The organism is Vibrio sp. J1-1 (assembly GCF_021728395.1).
Classification (GTDB): Bacteria; Pseudomonadota; Gammaproteobacteria; order Enterobacterales; family Vibrionaceae; genus Vibrio.
The window spans coordinates 77297-97728 of sequence record NZ_JAKKCM010000010.1 but is presented as its reverse complement, the minus strand read 5'-3'; the positions used below and the strand labels follow the sequence as shown (position 1 = coordinate 97728).

General features: G+C 47.1%; 11 protein-coding genes. 9 read left to right on the top strand and 2 right to left on the bottom strand.

Annotation, left to right across the window (positions count from 1 at the left end):
- Together arcB and L3V31_RS16260 are read right to left on the bottom strand one after the other, a co-directional pair.
- The gene (arcB, locus tag L3V31_RS16265; RefSeq protein WP_237317411.1) at window positions 1-2352 is read right to left on the bottom strand and encodes an aerobic respiration two-component sensor histidine kinase ArcB; all 2352 of its coding nucleotides are present in this window, start codon (window positions 2350-2352) and stop codon (window positions 1-3) included.
- 347 nt (window positions 2353-2699) lie between these two features.
- Window positions 2700-3659 carry a TIGR01212 family radical SAM protein gene (locus L3V31_RS16260; protein ID WP_237317409.1) on the bottom strand — a complete coding sequence of 320 codons (960 nt, stop codon included), beginning with the start codon at window positions 3657-3659 and terminating at the stop codon, window positions 2700-2702.
- Window positions 3660-4222: 563 nt separating this feature from the next.
- Between L3V31_RS16260 and gltB (L3V31_RS16255) the strand changes: the two genes are divergently transcribed.
- From gltB (L3V31_RS16255) to L3V31_RS16215, 9 genes are all read left to right on the top strand, one after another.
- On the top strand, window positions 4223-8761 hold the full coding sequence (gltB, locus tag L3V31_RS16255) for a glutamate synthase large subunit (RefSeq protein ID WP_237317529.1): 4539 nt from the start codon (window positions 4223-4225) through the stop codon (window positions 8759-8761).
- Window positions 8761-10230, top strand: a complete 1470-nt coding sequence (locus L3V31_RS16250; RefSeq protein WP_237317407.1) for a glutamate synthase subunit beta — start codon at window positions 8761-8763, stop codon at window positions 10228-10230. Before gltB (L3V31_RS16255) ends, L3V31_RS16250 begins: the two co-directional genes overlap by 1 nt.
- Before the next feature lie 452 nt (window positions 10231-10682).
- On the top strand, window positions 10683-15146 hold the full coding sequence (gene gltB / locus L3V31_RS16245; RefSeq protein WP_237317405.1) for a glutamate synthase large subunit: 4464 nt from the start codon (window positions 10683-10685) through the stop codon (window positions 15144-15146).
- A 21-nt stretch (window positions 15147-15167) separates the two neighbouring features.
- Entirely contained in the window at window positions 15168-16580 is a 1413-nt protein-coding gene (locus tag L3V31_RS16240; RefSeq protein ID WP_237317403.1) for an FAD-dependent oxidoreductase, read from the top strand.
- Between the two features lie 121 nt (window positions 16581-16701).
- Complete coding sequence (locus L3V31_RS16235; protein WP_237317401.1) at window positions 16702-17130, top strand: DUF1499 domain-containing protein; 429 nt, start codon at window positions 16702-16704, stop codon at window positions 17128-17130.
- 63 nt (window positions 17131-17193) lie between these two features.
- Window positions 17194-17889, top strand: coding sequence for a 5'-methylthioadenosine/S-adenosylhomocysteine nucleosidase (mtnN, locus tag L3V31_RS16230; protein ID WP_237317399.1), 696 nt, complete (start codon window positions 17194-17196; stop codon window positions 17887-17889).
- Between the two features lie 30 nt (window positions 17890-17919).
- The gene (locus L3V31_RS16225; protein WP_237317397.1) at window positions 17920-18873 is read left to right on the top strand and encodes a cobalamin biosynthesis family protein; all 954 of its coding nucleotides are present in this window, start codon (window positions 17920-17922) and stop codon (window positions 18871-18873) included.
- Window positions 18873-19697 carry a vitamin B12 ABC transporter substrate-binding protein BtuF gene (gene btuF / locus L3V31_RS16220; protein ID WP_237317396.1) on the top strand — a complete coding sequence of 275 codons (825 nt, stop codon included), beginning with the start codon at window positions 18873-18875 and terminating at the stop codon, window positions 19695-19697. The genes L3V31_RS16225 and btuF overlap by 1 nt, the downstream gene beginning before the upstream one ends.
- A 68-nt stretch (window positions 19698-19765) precedes the next feature.
- Window positions 19766-20386: a TRIC cation channel family protein gene (locus L3V31_RS16215; RefSeq protein WP_237317394.1), complete on the top strand. Its 621-nt coding sequence runs from the start codon at window positions 19766-19768 to the stop codon at window positions 20384-20386.
- Window positions 20387-20432 lie beyond the last annotated feature (46 nt).

The following is a 20432-nucleotide window of genomic DNA, read 5'->3' as shown; positions in this document are numbered from 1 at the left end:
TTATTTCCTTTGTTCTAACCAACTTCTTAGTACTTGAATATCATTGAGATATTCATTTTTTATTTCTTCGACCCAATCTGAAATATTCTCCCACCAAGCGGGCATATCAGGAGACTGGGCTTTTTGCGCGACACTTTGAATGCGTTTCAGACCAATTGAACCTGCTGCACCTTTGATTTTGTGCGCTTCTGACACGATGCCGTCTTTATCTTTCGCGATCATATTGGAGTCCAGAACTTCAATATAATCAGGCATCATCTCTTCAAACATTTTGATACTGTCATAAACAGGCTTCGAACCTACAATATCAACGTAAGACTCCAGCATATCGAGGTCAAGCAAATGCGTCTCTATCACTGGGGGTGGTGTCGGTTCTTCCTTCACTTCAAGAACCTCAACTGGCTGTGATTTTTCCACTCTATGCATAAAAAACTTATCAATAACAGACTGAATGGCATGCACAGCTAAAGGCTTACTGATGGCATCATCCATGCCGTTTTGCAGATATTCTCTACGATCTTTTAGCACATTTGCTGTCAACGCAACTAATGGCGGCAAGTTATCGTAGTGCTCTCGGTAGTATTTAGCCACATCGAAGCCGGTCATATCGGGCAACTGAATATCTAGTAAAGCTAAGTCATACTGTTCCGGAACAAAATTGACTAACGCTTCTTGTCCTGTCATGGCAACGGTGACTGAATGGCCCAAGCTTTCCAATAATGATTTCGCCACAGTCACGTTCAGTTCGATATCCTCAACCATAAAGATATTTAAGTGAACATTATCTCGTTGTGCGTCGATGATAGGCTCTTCTGGAGTCACAACTGGAACATGAATAGAAACGGTAAATGTACTGCCATAACCCTCTTCACTCGCTACGGAGATATCACCATCCATCATATTGATCAGCTGCTTAGAGACAGCCAGTCCAATACCCGTACCAACCGCATGCAAGTTATCTTTGCCTGATTTAACTTGATAATACATGGCAAAAATCTTATTCAGCTCTTCTTCAGGAATACCGATACCGGTATCTTCCACTTCGATAATAATGGTCGCGAAGTCATCTTCGACATCCGCACTCACCGTCATTACCACACCGCCTTCTTTGGTGAACTTCATGGCGTTGTTGACCAGGTTCCAAATAACCTGGCGTAAGCGGGTGGCGTCAACTTCAATCGCTTTCGGTAAATCGCTCAAACGTTCTAGGTCAAACCGCAAGCCTTTCTGTTCAGCCATCAACGCAGAGATACTCTCTATTTCTGCGACAAAGTCTTCGAAATTAAGCGACTCAGGTAATAACTCTAGTTTGCGGCGGTCAAACTTATCCATATCGATAATGTCGTTGAAAATATTTCCAAGCGTAATCGCACTGACATTGATGGTTTGCATGTACTTACGCTGTTCTTCCGTCAGTTGAGTATCAAGCAGCATTCGGCTTAAACCAACAATACCGTTGAGTGGCGTACGAAGTTCATGACTGATGGTAGAAATGAAGGTGGTTTTATCCCTGCTAGCTTTTTCCAGCGACTCCTCGTGGCGTTTACGCTCGGTGATATCACGCCCAAAACCAACCAAACCAAGGTGACGACCATCCTTGCTATAGAACGGGACCTTGCGCAGTTCAAAGTAATGTTTGCGACCGTCCGGGTATTCCAGCCATTGCTCATAGGTAATGGCCTGATTATCAGTAAAGACCTTCTGGTCCGTATCAACGATTGGCTGTGCGATTTCTTTGCTGTACACATCCCAAGGGCTTAAACCCACCAACTGATGTTCTTTCTTACCGGTCAGCTCTTCCATAGCACGGTTACAGCCGGAGAACACACCATCCGCATTTCGGTAGTAAATCAAATCTGGCGAAGCATCAATGAAGGAGCGTAAAAGCGCGGTTCGCTCGGCGAGCTCTAACTGCGTTCGCTCACGCTGAAAGACCTCATTTTCCAGATCCTTCATCGCTTCTTCGCGCGCTTCTTCTGCTTTAATACGTTCTTCAATCTCTTGATTGAGCTTTTCAATATTCTGTTGCAACTTGAAGTTCAGCTCTTGGTCACGCGAGCGCATGTCTTTCAGCTTGGAAACCAGCTTAGTTAACCTTTGGCGCGACTCTTCCAACTGGTCGACAACCACCGACAGAAAGTACACCGCCCAAGGAGTAATTAGCAGACCAAAGAACACTGAGCGAACGATATCAATATCGTCAACTCGGCCCTTAAGTGCCAAGGTAATACCGACTTGTACCACGACAGCCAACGCCACCAGCGCAAGTGCCAGCAAAATTGAAAAACGGACAATCCCCAGTTTAACCAGAAGGTCGACATAATACTGGGCGAGATTTTTCATCGGTTTCATTCACGACTCCACGGCGCAAAGCTAGATATCACCCCTGAAGATTAGACATTCACCTTGGTGCTAAAGAAAAAATCAGGGGAATAATGGAAAAACACCAAGTACCAGCAGTTTAACGTGTTTGATACGGTGATTTAAACTGCTCACTATCAACTTAGAGCAAGAGGTCACAAAGCGTTGGCAATAACTTCACTTTCATCGCTCTTATGCGTAATACATAAGAATGAAAGAGGCTTTGGAAAAGAGTCTAAAGCGACGTTTAAAGAGGATGGAAACGATAAGGTAACTCATGAGCCCAAGTATGCTTGAAATACTTGGGCATGTAGGCCACTGACGCTAGTCGTTTGTAACTAGATGTTAGTACTAACTTCGATTTTAAGTTGGGGCTTTTTATAGATAAAAGGCTTACCAGTCAAACTCCCCTGAGCGCCTTCTATATCCAATGCACGACCAATTTCTGTCATTGCTAGCCAACGGTTTTCACACCATAAAGGGGAAAGTAACGTCGGACGGCGTGCAGCAGAAGAGACACGGTGATAAACAATCTCCGCCGGGGTCATGCGGATTAATTCACTAGCAATAGCGACATACTCTTCTAGCTCAGGGGCTTCCAGCTTTCCTGCGCGCCACGCTTTAGCCATGGTACTGCCCTCAACAATGTGCAAACCATGCAACTTTATGCCATCCGTGCCCACCTCGAGTACTTTGCTCATCGTGTCCACGTTATCTTGGCGAGACTCTTTGGGTAATCCTACGATCAAATGAGTACACACCTTAATGCCTAAAGCCCGAGCACGCTTAGTTATCTCAGCATAACATTCAAAGTCATGACCGCGGTTAATGTGCTTTAGCGTTTTATTATTAGCGGTTTGTAAACCAAGCTCTAGCCAGATTTCATAACCTTGCTTGACGTAGTCAGACAACAGATCCAGCACGGCATCTGGAACACAATCAGGTCGGGTACCAACACACAAACCAACGATATCTGCCGCTTTTAATGCCTCTTCGTACATGCTTTTGAGCACTTGAACTTCAGCATAAGTACTCGTGTATGCCTGAAAATAGGCTAGATACTTTTTCGCACGTTGGATCTCTCCAGCACGATCACTGAGTTGATCATGAATGCTTTTAACCTGTACTTCCTCGTCGGAAAAAGACGCAACATTACAAAATGTGCATCCTCCGCGGCCTATCGTGCCATCTCGATTAGGGCAGCTAAATCCACCATGCAAGGTTAATTTATGAACTTTTTCGCCATATCGGCGCTGAAGATCCTGGCCTAATGTGTTGACCAACTCATGTAACTGCATAAAACCCCACCAATCGAGAACTGCAATCAATCTCACTACGATTAGTGTAAATAAATTACACCATTGCAAGAAAAAACACAGAATATTAATCAATCCGAACAAGTTACAGACTGGTCAAAATCAATAAACCTGCATAAATACATATAAAAACCAGCAATGTTGCGTAATTGTTAAACAAAATATGCATAATTAAACAAAAAAAATGGGTCACAACGTCGACTTTTCGTTGCATTCCGAAGTAACAAAATTGTAGGATACTTACGTATCCACGTAGTTTTTGTCATTTTGATTACAACACGGACTGCGGGATTATCGGTGTTATCTCACTCCTACCTATATAAGTCACCAATAAGTGGCAAATAATAAAGAGATATCACCAAGGATTGTTTTTCTCGCAACACTTTTCCTGCGAGATACGGAAAGGAATCAAGACTGGTCAACCTCGACCGGTGGCGAATCATAAATATAAAGGACAAGACGCAAATAAAGTTTACCTAGACAGGATCAGTCTGTCTGGAGTTTTCGCGTCTACATTGAACTGGAAGGATGTATCTATGGTAGCTATGGTAGATAGAGAGCAAAATTCACAGGGTCTGTACACTCCTGAACTGGAGCATGACGCTTGTGGTATCGGTTTTGTTGCTCACCTTAAAAACCGTAAATCTCATGAAGTAGTAACGCAAGCATTGGATATGCTGGCGCGCATGGAACACCGTGGCGGTCAAGGTTGTGACCCATGCAGTGGTGACGGCGCTGGTATCTTGCTACAAAAACCTCATGAATTTCTATTAGAAGAAGCCGTTAAGCTAGGCATAAAACTGCCTTCTTTCGAAAAATATGGTGTTGGTGTCGTTCTTTTCCCGAAAGACGAATACAAACGTGAACAGTGCCGTGACATTCTAGAGCGTAATGCCAAACGCCTGGATCTTGAAGTCATCGGTTACCGCGTTTTACCAACTGACAACTCAATGATTGGCGCCGATCCGCTAAGCACTGAGCCTCAATTTGAGCATGTGTTTATTTCTGGCGGTCCTGGTGTCACTCCTGAAGAGCTTGAGCGTAAACTCTATGTACTGCGTAACTATACAGTGCGAGTTTGTCTGGAAAGCGTTTCGAACATTGGCGACGACTTCTACATTAACTCAATGTCATACAAGACATTGGTGTACAAAGGTCAGTTAACCACTGAGCAAGTACCTCAGTACTTCTTAGATTTGCAAAACCCAACCATGGTGACTGCACTGGCACTGGTACACTCTCGCTTCTCTACCAACACGTTCCCGAAATGGCGTCTGGCACAGCCTTTCCGTTACATCGCCCACAACGGTGAAATTAATACAGTTCGCGGTAACCTGAACTGGATGAAAGCCCGTGAAGCGATCATCGAATCCGATCTGTTCACTCAGGCTGAAATCGATATGCTTCTGCCTATCTGTCAAGAAGGCAGCTCAGATTCATCTAACTTCGATATGGCGCTTGAGCTTCTAGTTCTTTCTGGTCGCAGCCTGCCACATGCGTTGATGATGATGATCCCTGAAGCATGGCAAGAAAATAAAAACATGGATCCTAAGCGTCGTGCATTCTATCAGTACCACGCAAACATTATGGAACCATGGGATGGCCCTGCCTCGGTATGTTTTACTGATGGTGTTCAAGTAGGTGCAACGCTTGACCGTAACGGTCTGCGCCCTTCTCGCTACACAGTAACGAAAGATGACTTCCTGGTTATGGCGTCTGAATCTGGCGTAGTCGACATCGCACCAGAAAATGTTGAGTTCCGTGGTCGTCTGCAACCTGGTCGTATTTTTGTGGCGGATCTGGAGCAAGGCCGAATCATTTCTGACGAAGAAGTGAAAGACACCATTGCGACTTCTCAGCCTTACGATAAATGGGTTGAAGAGAACCTACTCAGTCTGAAAAAACTTCCAGAAGCGAGCAACCAGTTTAGCCAGCCTAAACCGGAGCATCTGCTGCATCGTCAGCAAGCATTTGGTATCAGTACTGAAGAAGTGAACGAAATCATCGTTCCAATGGCAAATGATGGTAAAGAGCCATTATCAGCTATGGGTGCGGACTGGCCGCTAGCGGTTCTGTCTCACCAATCTCAGCATCTATCAAACTACTTTAAGCAGCTGTTTGCTCAGGTGACTAACCCGCCGATCGACCCGATCCGTGAGCGCATGGTTATGTCACTGAACACTTACTTAGGTAAAGATCAGAACTTACTGACTGAAACACCACTTCACTGTCAAAAAGTAGAGCTGGAATCTCCAGTACTAGCTAACTCTGAGCTTGAAAAGCTGCGTGCTATCGATAACGAGCACTTACAAGCGAAGACACTGGACATCGTATTCCAGGCAAGCGAAGACAAAGGCAAACTTGAGCGCGCTCTAAAACGCATCTGCCAATACGCAGAAGACGCCGTCATTGATGGCTACTCCATCATTCTACTGACAGACCGTGCAGTAAACTCTAACCACGCAGCAATCCCGGCAATGCTGGCGGTTGGCGCAGTCCATCACCACCTGATCCGTAAAGGTCTGCGTGCGAAATGTGACATCGTGGTAGAAACAGGTGACGCACGTGAAACGCACCACTTTGCAACGCTGCTAGGTTACGGTGCGAACGCGGTTAACCCTTACTTGGTGATCGAGAGCATCATCCAACTACAGCGTACGAAAAAGCTCGATCCAGAAGCAAATCCAAGCGATTTGTTCAACAACTACCGTAAAGCAATCAACGGTGGTCTGCTGAAGATCTTCTCTAAGATGGGCATCTCAACGCTGCAGTCTTACCATGGTGCACAGATCTTCGAAGCACTTGGTATTCACAAGTCTGTCGTCGATAAATACTTTACTGGTACGGTTTCTCGTATCCAGGGTCTGACGCTGGACGACATTGCAAAAGAAGTTTTGGTTCGTCACCGTGTGGGTTACCCACAACGTGAAATCCCAATTCAAATGCTAGATGTTGGTGGTGTTTACCAATGGAAACAACGTGGTGAAAAACACCTATTCAACCCAGAAACAATTTCTCTGCTTCAACAATCGACTCGTAATAAAGACTACGATCAGTTCAAGCAGTACGCGAGCGCAGTAGATAAACAAGGCGATGATGCCGTTACACTGCGTAGCCAACTAGAGTTCATTAAGAACCCTGCAGGTTCTATCTCTATCGACGAAGTTGAACCACTTGAAACCATCGTTAAGCGTTTCGCAACGGGTGCAATGTCATTCGGTTCGATCTCTTACGAAGCTCACTCAACACTCGCCGTTGCGATGAACCGCCTAGGCGCGAAATCGAACTCTGGTGAAGGTGGTGAAGACCCAATGCGCTTCGAGCGCAAAGAGAACGGCGACTGGGAACGCTCAGCAATCAAACAGGTTGCGTCGGGTCGTTTCGGTGTGACGTCTTACTACCTGACTAACGCTGAAGAGCTTCAAATCAAGATGGCTCAAGGTGCGAAACCAGGTGAAGGTGGTCAGCTACCAGGTGATAAAGTGGATGACTGGATCGGTGCGACTCGTCACTCGACTCCGGGCGTCGGTCTGATTTCTCCACCGCCACACCACGATATCTACTCGATCGAAGATTTGGCTCAGCTAATCTACGACTTGAAAAACGCGAACCGTGCAGGCCGTGTTAACGTGAAACTCGTGTCTGAAGCGGGTGTTGGTACCATCGCATCTGGTGTAGCGAAAGCGAAAGCGGACGTGGTACTGATCGCTGGTTTCGATGGCGGTACAGGTGCTTCACCAATGTCTTCTATCCGTCACACTGGCCTTCCTTGGGAGCTAGGTTTGGCAGAAACACACCAGACTCTTCTGAAGAATGGTCTGCGTAACCGTATCGTTGTTCAGGCTGACGGTCAGATGAAGACGCCACGTGACCTTGCAATCGCAACCCTGCTAGGTGCGGAAGAATGGGGCGTGGCAACCGCAGCATTGGTTGTTGAAGGCTGTATCATGATGCGTAAGTGTCATAAGAACACCTGTCCAGTCGGTATCGCAACTCAGAACAAAACTCTGCGTGAACGCTTTGATGGCCGCGTAGAAGATGTTGTGACCTTCTTCCAGTACATGGCTCAAGGTCTGCGTGAAATCATGGCTGAACTTGGTTTCCGTACGATCGATGAGATGGTCGGCCAAGGCCAGAAACTGCGTGTTCGCCAAGACGTTTCTCACTGGAAATACAAGAACCTGGATCTGTCTCCTGTTCTACACGTTGAGCAACCACGTGAAGCGGACGGTGTACACAACCAAACGGTACAAAACCACAACCTTGAATCGGTACTAGACCGCAAACTGATCCAAGCCGCTATTCCGGCGCTTGAGAAAGGTGAAGCTGTTAACGCTGAGTTCCCTATCGTCAACACTGACCGCTCTGCGGGTACTATGCTGTCGAACGAGATCTCGAAAGTGTACAAAGACCAAGGTCTGCCACAACCAATGAACGTGAAATTCAAAGGCTCTGCTGGTCAGTCATTCGGTGCATTCCTTGCGAAAGGTGTGAAGTTCGAAGTTGAAGGTGACGCGAACGATTACTGGGGTAAAGGCTTGTCTGGCGGTACCTTAGTGCTGTACCCAGATGCGAACTCTAGCATTGTTGCTGAAGACAACATCATCGTAGGTAACGTATGTTTCTATGGTGCAACCTCTGGTGAATCTTTCATCCGCGGTATGGCTGGTGAGCGTTTCTGTGTTCGTAACTCTGGCGCGAAAGTTGTGGTAGAGGGCGTGGGTGACCACGGCTGTGAATACATGACTGGCGGTGCAGCGATCATCCTTGGTTCAACAGGTCGCAACTTTGCTGCTGGTATGAGCGGTGGTGTAGCGTACGTATGGGATAAATCAGGTGACTTCGAGTCCAAACTGAACCCAGAGCTCGTGGACTTGGATCCTATCGAACAAGAAGATAAAGATCTGTTACTAGACATGTTAACTAAGCATGTTCAATTCACAGGAAGTGAAGTTGCTCAGTCTTTCCTAGACAACTTTGAAGCTAGCCTAGCCTCTATGGTTAAGGTAATGCCGCGCGATTACAAAGCGGTACTTCAAAAGCGTAAAGCTGAGGCACAACAAACTGAAGCGGAGGCAGTGTAATGGGTAAGCCTACTGGATTTTTAGAGCATGGTCGTGAACTTCCACAGAAGATCGATCCCGCTGAACGTATCAAGAACAACAAAGAGTTCGTTCTGAACGAGGAGTTTGGTAGCAAGATCAATACTCAGGCTTCTCGCTGTATGGACTGTGGCGTGCCGTTTTGTCATAACGGCTGCCCAATTGGTAACATCATCCCAGAGTTTAACGATGCGGTTTACCGCGATAGCTGGGAAGAAGCATGGAACATTCTGAGCTCGACAAACAACTTCCCGGAATTTACGGGTCGTGTGTGTCCTGCACCGTGTGAAAGTTCTTGTGTACTTGGAATTAACCAAGACCCAATCACCATCTGTAATATCGAGAAAACCATCGTGGAAACGGCGTATCGTGAAGGATACGCCAAGCCAAAAACTCCGCGCTCTCGTACAGGTAAAACCGTTGCAATCATCGGTTCAGGCCCTGCAGGTCTGGCTGCGGCTGAGCAGCTGAACAGCGCGGGTCACTCAGTGACGGTATTTGAACGAGACGAAAAAGTCGGCGGTCTGCTACGTTTTGGTATCCCTGACTTTAAGCTGAGCATGGAAGTGATTGATCGTAAGATCAACCTGATGGCTGAAGCGGGTGTGGAGTTCAAAGTGAACCAACACGTTGGTGTTGACGTCAACGCTCAGCAGTTACGTCAAGAATACGATGTGGTACTACTGACTGGCGGTTCTACGGTTCCTCGTGACCTTCCGGTACCAGGACGTGAGCTAAACGGCGTTTACTTCGCAATGCAGTTCCTTGCACAGAATAACCGCCGTGCAAACAATATGGATCTGAAAACAGAAGAGATCCATGCGGCTGGCAAACACGTTGTGGTAATCGGTGGTGGTGATACGGGTTCTGACTGTGTTGGTACCTCGAACCGTCACGGTGCAGCAAGCGTGACTCAAGTTGAGATCATGCCAATTCCACCAGAAAAACGCCCTGCGAATATGCCGTGGCCTCAGTACCCAATGATCCTTCGTACTTCAACTTCTCACGAAGAAGGGGTAGATCGTCACTGGAACATCCTGACCAAAGAGTTCGTTGGTAATGATAAAGGTGAAGTAACGGGTCTGCGTATTGCCGACATCGTATGGGAAGATGCAAAACCTGGCGAGCGCCCAAGCTTTAAAGAAGTGGAAGGCAGTGAGCGAGTGATTCCATGCGACATGGCTTTCCTAGCGATGGGCTTCTTACACCCAGAACCAACGGGTGTGCTGGCTCAGCTAGACATCGCTCTTGATGATCGTGGCAATGTGGCAACTCAAGGCTTTGCAACTAACCAAGAAGGCGTTTTCGCTGCAGGCGATATGCGTACAGGTCAATCACTTGTGGTTCGTTGCATTAACGAAGGCCGTGAGTGTGCTCGTTCTATCGACGACTATCTGATGGGTGGTACGCATCTAGAGGCAAAAGCAAACTCGCTGATGCTTTCAGCATAATAGGAGGAGATATACTCCTCCCTCTTTCTGAGTTTTGAGCAGCCAATAATTATATTGTTGGTTGTTCAACAAGAAAGAAAACAATTCCTTCCAGTCTTTCTATTTTGACCAGCATTTTATGCTGGTCTTTTTTATTCCCCATAGCAGCAAATGTTACTTTATTGTAACAATCAAATTCATATCCAATTGAAATCATTGAATAATTTCAGCCAATTAAATGGTAAATCCCTGATTCGCGTGATTATCCACTAATAACTTGACCTTTTTTACAATAACCTATAGCTTGTGAAGTTGATGAAAATAAAACAGTCAAAAGTTGTTAAATATTTAACGCTTTTTATTGAATAAATACACATAAAAACAAAAAAATGACGCATAGTTAGTCATCACTATCAACATAAGCAGTGTTGATGTATCTGTCGGGATGACAGATAAGCAAAGGGAGAATTGCAATGGCTCTTTATGATCCAAGTCTTGAGAAAGACAACTGTGGATTTGGCTTGATCGCTCATATGGAAGGCGAGCAAAGTCATAAGCTGGTTCGTACAGCAATTTCTGCACTTGACCGTATGACCCACCGTGGTGGTATCGCCGCCGATGGTAAAACTGGTGATGGTTGTGGTCTTCTACTACAAAAGCCCGATTCCTACTTACGCCTAGTCGCTGAAGAAAATGGTTTTAACCTTGGTAAGCAATATGCCGTGGGGATGATTTTCTTTAGCCAAGATCCTATCAAAGCTCAGCAAGCGCGAGAAATCGTTAACAAAGAACTCGCTCAAGAAACTCTGACCGTTGCAGGTTGGCGAGAAGTACCAACAAACTCCGAAGTGCTGGGCCCGATTGCCCTACACTCCGTGCCCAATATCCATCAGGTATTTATCTCCGCACCAGCGGGATGGCGCGAGCGAGATATTGAACGCCGTCTATATATAGCTAGACGTCGCATTGAAAAGCAGATCACGGAAGATCCAGACTTTTATATCTGTAGCTTATCTACCCAAGTGCTGGTCTATAAAGGACTCTGCATGCCGGCAGACTTACCACGCTTCTATCTGGATCTTGCCGATCTACGTATGGAATCAGCAATTTGTCTGTTCCACCAGCGTTTTTCTACCAACACACAACCACGTTGGCCATTAGCCCAACCGTTCCGCTATCTGGCACATAACGGTGAGATCAATACCATTGAAGGTAACCGTCAGTGGGCGCGAGCGCGTGCTTACAAGTTCTCATCTCCGCTGTTACCCGATCTGCAAACCGCTGCACCATTTGTTAATGAAACAGGCTCAGACTCTTCCAGCTTAGATAACATGCTGGACCTATTCCTGGCCGGCGGTATGGACATCTTCCGCGCGATGCGCATGCTTGTGCCACCAGCATGGCAGAACCACCCAGATATGGATCAGGATCTGCGTGCTTTCTACGATTTCAACTCGAAGCACATGGAACCATGGGATGGCCCAGCGGGCATCGTACTGTCTGACGGTCGTTACGCCGCATGTAACTTAGATAGAAACGGTCTGCGTCCGGCACGTTATGTGATCACCAAAGACAAATTGATCACTCTCGCCTCAGAGGTTGGTATTTGGAATTACGCGCCAGATGAAGTTGCAGAAAAAGGTCGTGTAGGTCCGGGCGAGCTACTGGTTATCGATACCCGAAAAGGCAAATTGTGGCAATCGAGCGAGATCGACAACGATCTGAAAAGTCGTCACCCATACCGTGAATGGATGGCAAACAACGTCCGCAAACTGACACCGTTTGCAGAACTGCCTGCAGATCAGGTGGGCGAGCGTAATTTCGACGAAGATTTGCTTAAGACTTACCAAAAGCAATTCGCCATGAATAACGAAGAAATCGACCAGGTACTGCGTGTCCTCGGTGAAATGGGACAAGAAGCAGTGGGCTCCATGGGTGATGATACCCCAATGGCCGTTCTGTCTTCAAAAGAGCGCCTGGTGACCGACTACTTCCGTCAGAAATTTGCTCAAGTCACTAACCCGCCGATTGACCCATTACGTGAACAACACGTGATGTCGCTGGCAACCAGTATCGGTCAGGAAATGAACGTCTTCTGTGAAACCGACGGGCACGCGCATCGTGTCACGTTCGACTCACCTGTTCTGCTTTATTCCGATATGCAGCAACTGCTTGGACTGAGTGACGATCACTATCGTAATACCATTCTCGATATCAACTATGATCCGGAAGAAAGAAACCTCGAGCAAGCCATTCACTTCCTGTGTGATCAAGCAGAGCAAGTGGTTCGTGAAGGCACCGTTCTGATCGTACTGTCTGATCGCGCTTTAGTAAAAGGCAAACTGCCAATTCCTGCTGCAATGGCTGTAGGGGCGGTGCAAACTCGCCTAGCCAATGCCAACTTGCGCTGTGATGCCAACATTGTGGTCGAAACGGCAACGGCTCGAGATCCACACCAATTTGCGGTACTGCTTGGCTTCGGTGCAACGGCGGTTTATCCATACTTAGCTTATGAAGCGCTAGGTAAGCTGGTTGATGATGGCGTACTAAATAAAGACTACCGCGACGTGATGCAAAGCTACCAGTACGGCATCAATAAAGGCTTGTACAAAATCATGTCGAAAATGGGGATCTCAACCATCGCCTCATACCGTTGCTCTCAACTTTTTGAAGCAGTGGGTTTGAGCCAGCAAGTTGTTGATCTCTGTTTTAAAGGTGTTACCACTCGAATTGCCGGGGCGAACTTTGAAGACTTCCAGCAAGATCTGACCAACCTTTCCCGTAAAGCTTGGACAAAACGTAAATCTCTTGAACAAGGTGGCTTGCTTAAGTATGTACACGATGGTGAATACCATGCCTACAACCCAGATGTAGTCAGTACGCTTCAAACTGCCGTGAAATCAGGTGATATCAATGACTATCAAAGCTACGCTAAGCAGGTAAACCAACGTCCGGTTGCGATGCTGCGTGACTTAATGACACTGAAGAAAGCCGATTCCCCGTTACCACTGGATAAAGTGGAACCGAAAAACGACCTATTCAAACGTTTCGACTCTGCTGCCATGTCTATCGGTGCATTGAGCCCAGAAGCACACGAAGCACTTGCAACGGCGATGAACCGTCTCGGTGGTTACTCAAACTCTGGTGAAGGCGGTGAAGATCCTCGCCGTTTTGGTACCGAACGTAACTCGCGTATTAAACAGATTGCCTCGGGTCGATTTGGCGTAACGCCACATTACTTAACCAATGCGGATGTTCTGCAAATCAAAGTTGCTCAAGGCGCAAAACCGGGGGAAGGTGGTCAGCTTCCTGGACATAAAGTCACGGCAGAAATCGCTAAACTGCGTTATTCCGTGCAAGGCGTGACTCTGATCTCCCCTCCTCCTCACCACGATATTTACTCGATTGAGGACTTGGCTCAGTTGATCTTCGACCTGAAGCAAGTCAACCCGAAAGCACTGGTTTCGGTGAAGCTTGTATCCGAGCCGGGTGTTGGCACTATCGCCACAGGTGTGGCAAAAGCCTATGCTGACCTTATCACTATCTCTGGTTATGACGGTGGTACGGCTGCGAGCCCACTCACCTCGGTGAAATACGCTGGTAGCCCTTGGGAGCTAGGCCTAGCTGAGACTCAACAAGCTCTGGTTGCCAACGGTCTGCGTCATAAAATTCGCTTGCAGGTCGATGGTGGCCTGAAAACCGGTTTAGACGTGGTTAAAGCGGCAATCTTAGGGGCGGAAAGCTTTGGTTTTGGTACCGCACCAATGGTGGCAATGGGCTGTAAGTTCTTGCGTATCTGTCACCTAAACAACTGTGCGACAGGTGTTGCGACTCAGGATGAAACCCTGCGTAAAGAGTACTTCAAGGGCTTGCCAGAAATGGTGATGAACTACTTCACAGGCCTGGCTGAAGAGGTACGCGGTCTGCTTGCAGAGCTTGGCGTTGAGAAGTTGACTGACTTGATTGGTCGAACTGACCTACTTGAGGCTCTCGAAGGATTCACCGCCAAACAAACTAAATTGGATCTGTCCAATATTCTAGAAGCCCCTGTTTCTCCAGAAGGACATCCACTGTTCTGGACGGAGCCAAATGCACCATTTGACAGAGCAGAACTGAACCAGCGAATCGTTGATGACGCTATTGATGCGGTAGAAGAGGGTCGCCCAGCCAGCTTCTACTACAATGTGATCAATACCGATCGCTCAGTAGGTGCGCGCCTGTCGGGTGAAATTGCAAAACGCTATGGTAACCAAGGGCTGGCGGCATCACCGATTAAATTGCATCTAGATGGCACTGCAGGTCAATCATTTGGTGTATGGAACGCCGGTGGTGTAGAACTTTACCTAACTGGTGATGCCAACGACTACGTCGGTAAAGGCATGGCGGGCGGCAAGATTGCCATCAAGCCACACTTAGGGACCGCGTTCAAATGTAACGAAGCAACCATCATCGGCAACACCTGTTTGTATGGCGCGACTGGCGGTAAATTGTTCGCTGCGGGTAAAGCGGGTGAACGTTTTGGTGTACGTAACTCTGGTACTATCGCAGTGATTGAAGGCGCTGGTGATAACGCATGTGAATACATGACAGGTGGTATTGTCGCGATTCTTGGTGCGACAGGTGTGAACTTTGGTGCCGGTATGACAGGTGGCTTTGCCTATGTACTGGATGAGAACCAGAGCTTCGAATGTCGTGTAAACAACGAATCGGTTGAAGCCATTTCACTGTCTGACCTGTATATACATCAAGAACATCTTCGTGGTCTGATTGCAGAACATTTGGAAGAAACCGGATCTAGTCACGCAGAGCATATTTTGGCGAACTTTGATGAATGGATTCCGAAGTTCTACTTGGTGAAACCTCAAGCGGCAGATTTGAATACTCTGCTTGGTCACCAAAGTCGTAGCGCTGCTGAACTGCGCGTTCAAGCCCAATAAGTCATGGAGGATGTTTGAATCATGAGCCAGAACGTTTATCAATTTATCGATGTTCAACGCGTAGATCCGGCGAAAAAGCCAATTAAAATTCGTAAGATTGAATTTGTCGAAATCTACGAACCATTTACTAAACAACAGGCAACGGCACAGGCTGACCGTTGTCTGGATTGCGGTAACCCATACTGTGAATGGAAATGTCCGGTGCACAACTACATTCCTCAATGGCTCAAACTGGCCAATGAAGGGCGTATTCTGGAAGCCGCAGAGCTGTCTCACCAAACCAATAGCTTACCAGAAGTGTGTGGCCGCGTTTGTCCACAAGATCGCTTGTGTGAAGGGTCCTGTACACTCAATGATGACTTTGGTGCCGTCACCATCGGTAACATCGAGAAGTACATTAACGACAAAGCCTTTGAAATGGGGTGGAAGCCGGATATGTCTAAAGTCGAATGGACCGACAAAAAAGTCGCCATCATCGGTGCTGGGCCGGCCGGTTTGGCGGCTGCCGATATTTTAGTGCGTAATGGTGTAAAACCTGTGGTGTTTGACCGTTATCCAGAGATTGGCGGTCTGCTGACCTTCGGTATCCCTTCTTTCAAACTCGAAAAAGGAGTGATGGAAAATCGCCGCCGTATTTTCACTGAGATGGGTGTCGATTTCCGCATGAACGTAGAAGTCGGTAAAGATGTGCAGATGCAAGAACTTATCGATGAGTACGATGCGGTCTTTCTTGGTGTGGGTACCTACAAAAACATGCGTGCTGGTTTGGAAAATGAAGATTCACCGGGTGTATATGACGCCCTGCCATTTTTGATTTCCAACACCTATAAAGTGATGGACCTGAAAAATAGCCAACCTTATATCGACATGGCTGGTAAGAAAGTCGTGGTACTTGGTGGTGGTGATACCGCAATGGACTGTGTACGTACTTCTATCCGTCAAGGTGCATCCAACGTAATTTGTGCTTACCGCCGCGACGAAGCCAACATGCCGGGATCGCGCCGAGAAGTCAAAAATGCCAAAGAAGAAGGTGTGAAATTCATGTTCAACCTTCAACCTCTAGGGTTAGAAGTCGACGCATCGGGTAAAGTAACTGGCGTAAAAGTGGTAAAAACGGCACTTGGTGAACCAGATGAAGCAGGCCGACGTCGCCCTGAGCCCGTTGAAGGTAGCGAGCACGTGTTAGCTGCAGATGCCGTTATCATGGCATTTGGTTTCCAACCGCATCAAATGGATTGGTTAACACCTTTCAATGTTGATCTTGACCAGTGGGGCCGAATTAAAGCGCCTCTGAAACAAGCGTTTCAGTACCAAACCAGCAACGAAAAAATCTTTGCTGGTGGTGATGCGGTTCGTGGCTCTGACTTAGTGGTTACTGCGATTGACGAAGGTCGAAAAGCAGCCGAAGGTATCCTCGACTACCTGGATGTTTAACGTTCAACACGTCAAATCTCTCAAAAGGACCCTAATATTGGGTCCTTTTTTCTTTTATTACATATAATTACATAACAAAAAAATTTGAACGACTACATTCCTACCACAAGGAATCTATACCATGAAAAACTTCGCTCTCCTTTCTATCGTGTTTTTCAGCTTAACCGCATGCAGCCAAGGAGTACCAACCGTGACCGATCACTCTCAAACACCATGTGGCAACAAACCAAACTGTGTTTCCACCCAGGATTCTCGTGAAGAGCACTATCTTGAACCATTCCTGCTGACAGAGTCCGCAACACTCGATGCGATTGAGCAAGCGGCTCTCAAACTACCGGGGGCAAAAACAGCGGTAAAAGAAGGCGATTATCTACGTATCGAATGTACATCCAAGATCATGCGCTTTGTTGACGATCTCGAGCTAAAAATCAGTGACGATAAGCTCATCGTTCGCTCTGAATCTCGTATTGGATACTCCGATTTCGGCGTCAATAGAAAGCGAGCAAAGCAATTACGCGCAGAACTCTCTGACGCAGGGCTCATCAAATAGAAAACTGGCAATGGGGAGTGTTATACTCTCGCCCGAATGAATATTTTACCCAAAGAGAGTGTTATGAAAGTTGGTATCATCGGTGCGATGGAACAAGAAGTGACCATCCTGAAAGAAGCAATGACAAACTGCCAGACGGTCAACAAAGCAGGCTGTACGTATTTCTCTGGTCAAATTAACGGTGTAGATGTAGTACTTCTACAATCGGGCATCGGTAAAGTAGCCGCTGCTGTGGGTACGACCATCTTACTTGATGAATACCAACCTGACGTTGTGATCAACACAGGCTCTGCTGGTGGCTTCGACTCCAGTCTAAACCTAGGTGATGTGGTCATCTCAACAGAAGTACGTCACCACGATGCAGACGTAACAGCATTCGGCTACGAAATAGGCCAAATGGCAGGCCAACCTGCGGCATTCAAAGCGGATGAAAAGCTGATGGAGCTGGCAGAAAAAGCCTTGGCCCAGATGGAAAACAAACACGCGGTACGCGGCCTTATTTGTACTGGTGATGCTTTCGTTTGCACCGCTGAGCGTCAAGCATTTATCCGCGAGCACTTCCCATCAGTGATCGCAGTAGAGATGGAAGCATCAGCAATTGCTCAGACTTGCCACCAGTTCAAGACGCCATTTGTGGTGGTACGTGCCATTTCAGACGTAGCAGACAAAGAATCTCCAATGAGCTTCGAAGAGTTTTTACCGTTAGCGGCAGAAAGTTCCTCTGAAATGGTGTTCAAAATGCTAGAGCTAGTAAAATAAGTCGAGCTGATTAAATAAATCGAACCATTCATGGAAGAAACTTTTCAGCAACTTTATGCCAATGGTGCGCTCCTTGTCATGTGGGGCGCACTGTTGTTTCATCTCGTTTTACCTATCCCTCACTCCGCTCATCCTTTAATGTTATGGCGAAAAATAGCAGAGCAGTTGGCCACAAAGGTGAATCGACACCATAGCTATTCACAAAGCATGCTGGCAGGCAGCCTGTCCATTCTCGTCATGATATTGCCTTGTTTGGTGCTATTGATTGCGCTAGAGCCTCTGGTATGGAAAGCACCACTATACGAGTTAGCACTGTTGCTGCTCGCGTTAGATTGGCGAAGTAGTGAAAGGTTAACAAAACAGCTCGTTAGCGCTATGTCCAATGAGGACAAGCCTTTATGTCGCCAACGATTAAAACCGTACCTCAACCGTGATACAAACAGCCTTTCTCTGTTAGGGGTAGGCAAAGCGGGAGCGGAAACGATCATTATGGGCTACGGCCGAAATGTCGTCTGTGTTCTGTTCTGGTACGCACTTACGGGTGGTATCGGTGCTTTCCTTTACCGGCTCATCGCAGAACTTGCACGTACTTGGTCACCAAGCCGAAAACAATACTCACCATTTGGCAAACCCGCCATTCAACTTCTCGCGGCACTTGAAATCATTCCATTACGCTTGTTCGCTCTGTTTATCGCATCTGGGAAGAGTCTCTCTGCCGTGATTAGCGGAATAAACCAACAAGCTCAATCCTGGCCGTTACCCGGGCCTGCGTGGTTGCTGTGTAGTGTCGGGCACAAGTTACAACTCTCTTTGGGTGGCCCTGCTATTTACCAAGGAACACGGGCAGAGCGAGCTAAAATTGGTGGACGTATTGCGCCGTCAGCCATACATCTGGCGCAGATCCAAGCAATCTTGGTTTGGCGTATTTTTGCTTGGATTGTTATCCAAAGCCTTCTTCTCGGACTGATTTATCAAGGATTATGATGCCAAAAATTGCCGTATCAATGTCACTTTTGTTTTCATCAATCGTATTGGCTAACGAGCCAGCGCAACGTGTCATTAGCTTAGCGCCACACGCGACCGAGATTGCCTACGCCGCAGGGCTGGGAGATAAATTGATCGCAGTGAGTGAAATGAGTGATTACCCTGAACAAGCGAATAAACTGGAGAAAGTCTCCAATTACCAAGGGATAAAGCTAGAACGTATCATTGCGCTTCGTCCGGATTTGGTCATTGCCTGGCCTTCAGGTAATCCAGCCAAAGAATTGGAAAAACTCGCCCAGTTTGATGTGCCCATTTACTACTCTACGTCCAGCTCACTCATGGACATTGCCAACAACATCGAACAATTGAGTCAGTACAGTGAAAATCCACAAGTAGGCCTGAAAGCAGCTGATGACTTTAGAACCCAATTAAAAGCATTGAAAGACAAATACAGCACCGAAGACAAGGTCCGTTATTTTTACCAACTCAGTGAAAAACCGATCATCACGGTCGCAGGAAAAAACTGGCCAAGTGAGGTGTTTACCTTTTGTGGTGGCGAAAATATATTTTCCAGCGCGGGCTCTCCCTACCCTCAGGTCAGCATCGAGCAAATCATCACTCGCCAGCCAGAGGTTATCTTTACTTCGCGTCATGCAATGAGTAGTGACGGTATGTGGTCTGAATGGAAGAATGAGGTTCCTGCTTTAAAGGACGGGCATATTTGGTCATTGAATGCTGACTGGATCAACCGACCGACACCCAGAACACTTAATGCCATCTCAGAAGTGTGCGAATACTTTGAAAGCGTACGCCAAAAACGCTAACGTTTTGGTGGTAAATACCGTACAATTTGCGCCCATTTTTTATCACTTTGTTAAAGGTACCAAGTAACATGGACTCCATGCTGCTTTACATGATCGACTTATTCGGCACCGCTGTATTCGCCATTTCTGGTGTATTACTGGCTGGTCGGTTAAAGATGGATCCATTCGGCGTCATTGTGCTCGGAAGCGTCACCGCTATTGGTGGTGGAACAATCCGAGATATGGCACTGGGTGCTACACCTGTATTCTGGGTTACTGACACGACCTACCTCTGGGTTATCTTTATCACCTGTCTATTAACCATGTTGATAGTGCGCCGTCCCAAGCGCGTTTCTTGGTGGGTTTTACCTGTTTGTGATGCCATTGGTCTTGCTGTCTTCGTCGGTATCGGAGTAGAAAAAGCGTTGGCTTATAATGCTTCAGGAATGGTCGCTGTAATCATGGGCGTTATTACTGGGTGTGGTGGCGGCATCATACGTGATGTACTGGCACGAGAGGTGCCGATGGTATTGAGAAGTGAAGTGTATGCAACAGCCTGTATTATTGGAGGGATATTCCATACAACAGCTGTCGCGATGGGGTATGACCACTCAACAGCCCTAATCGCTGGCGTAAGCTCAACATTGATTATCCGTCTTGGTGCGATCCGCTGGCACTTGTCTTTGCCTACATTCGCAATCAATCGTTAACGCCCCTCGCCAAGAACATTTTTAAGAGCCGGTCCTAACATCGGCT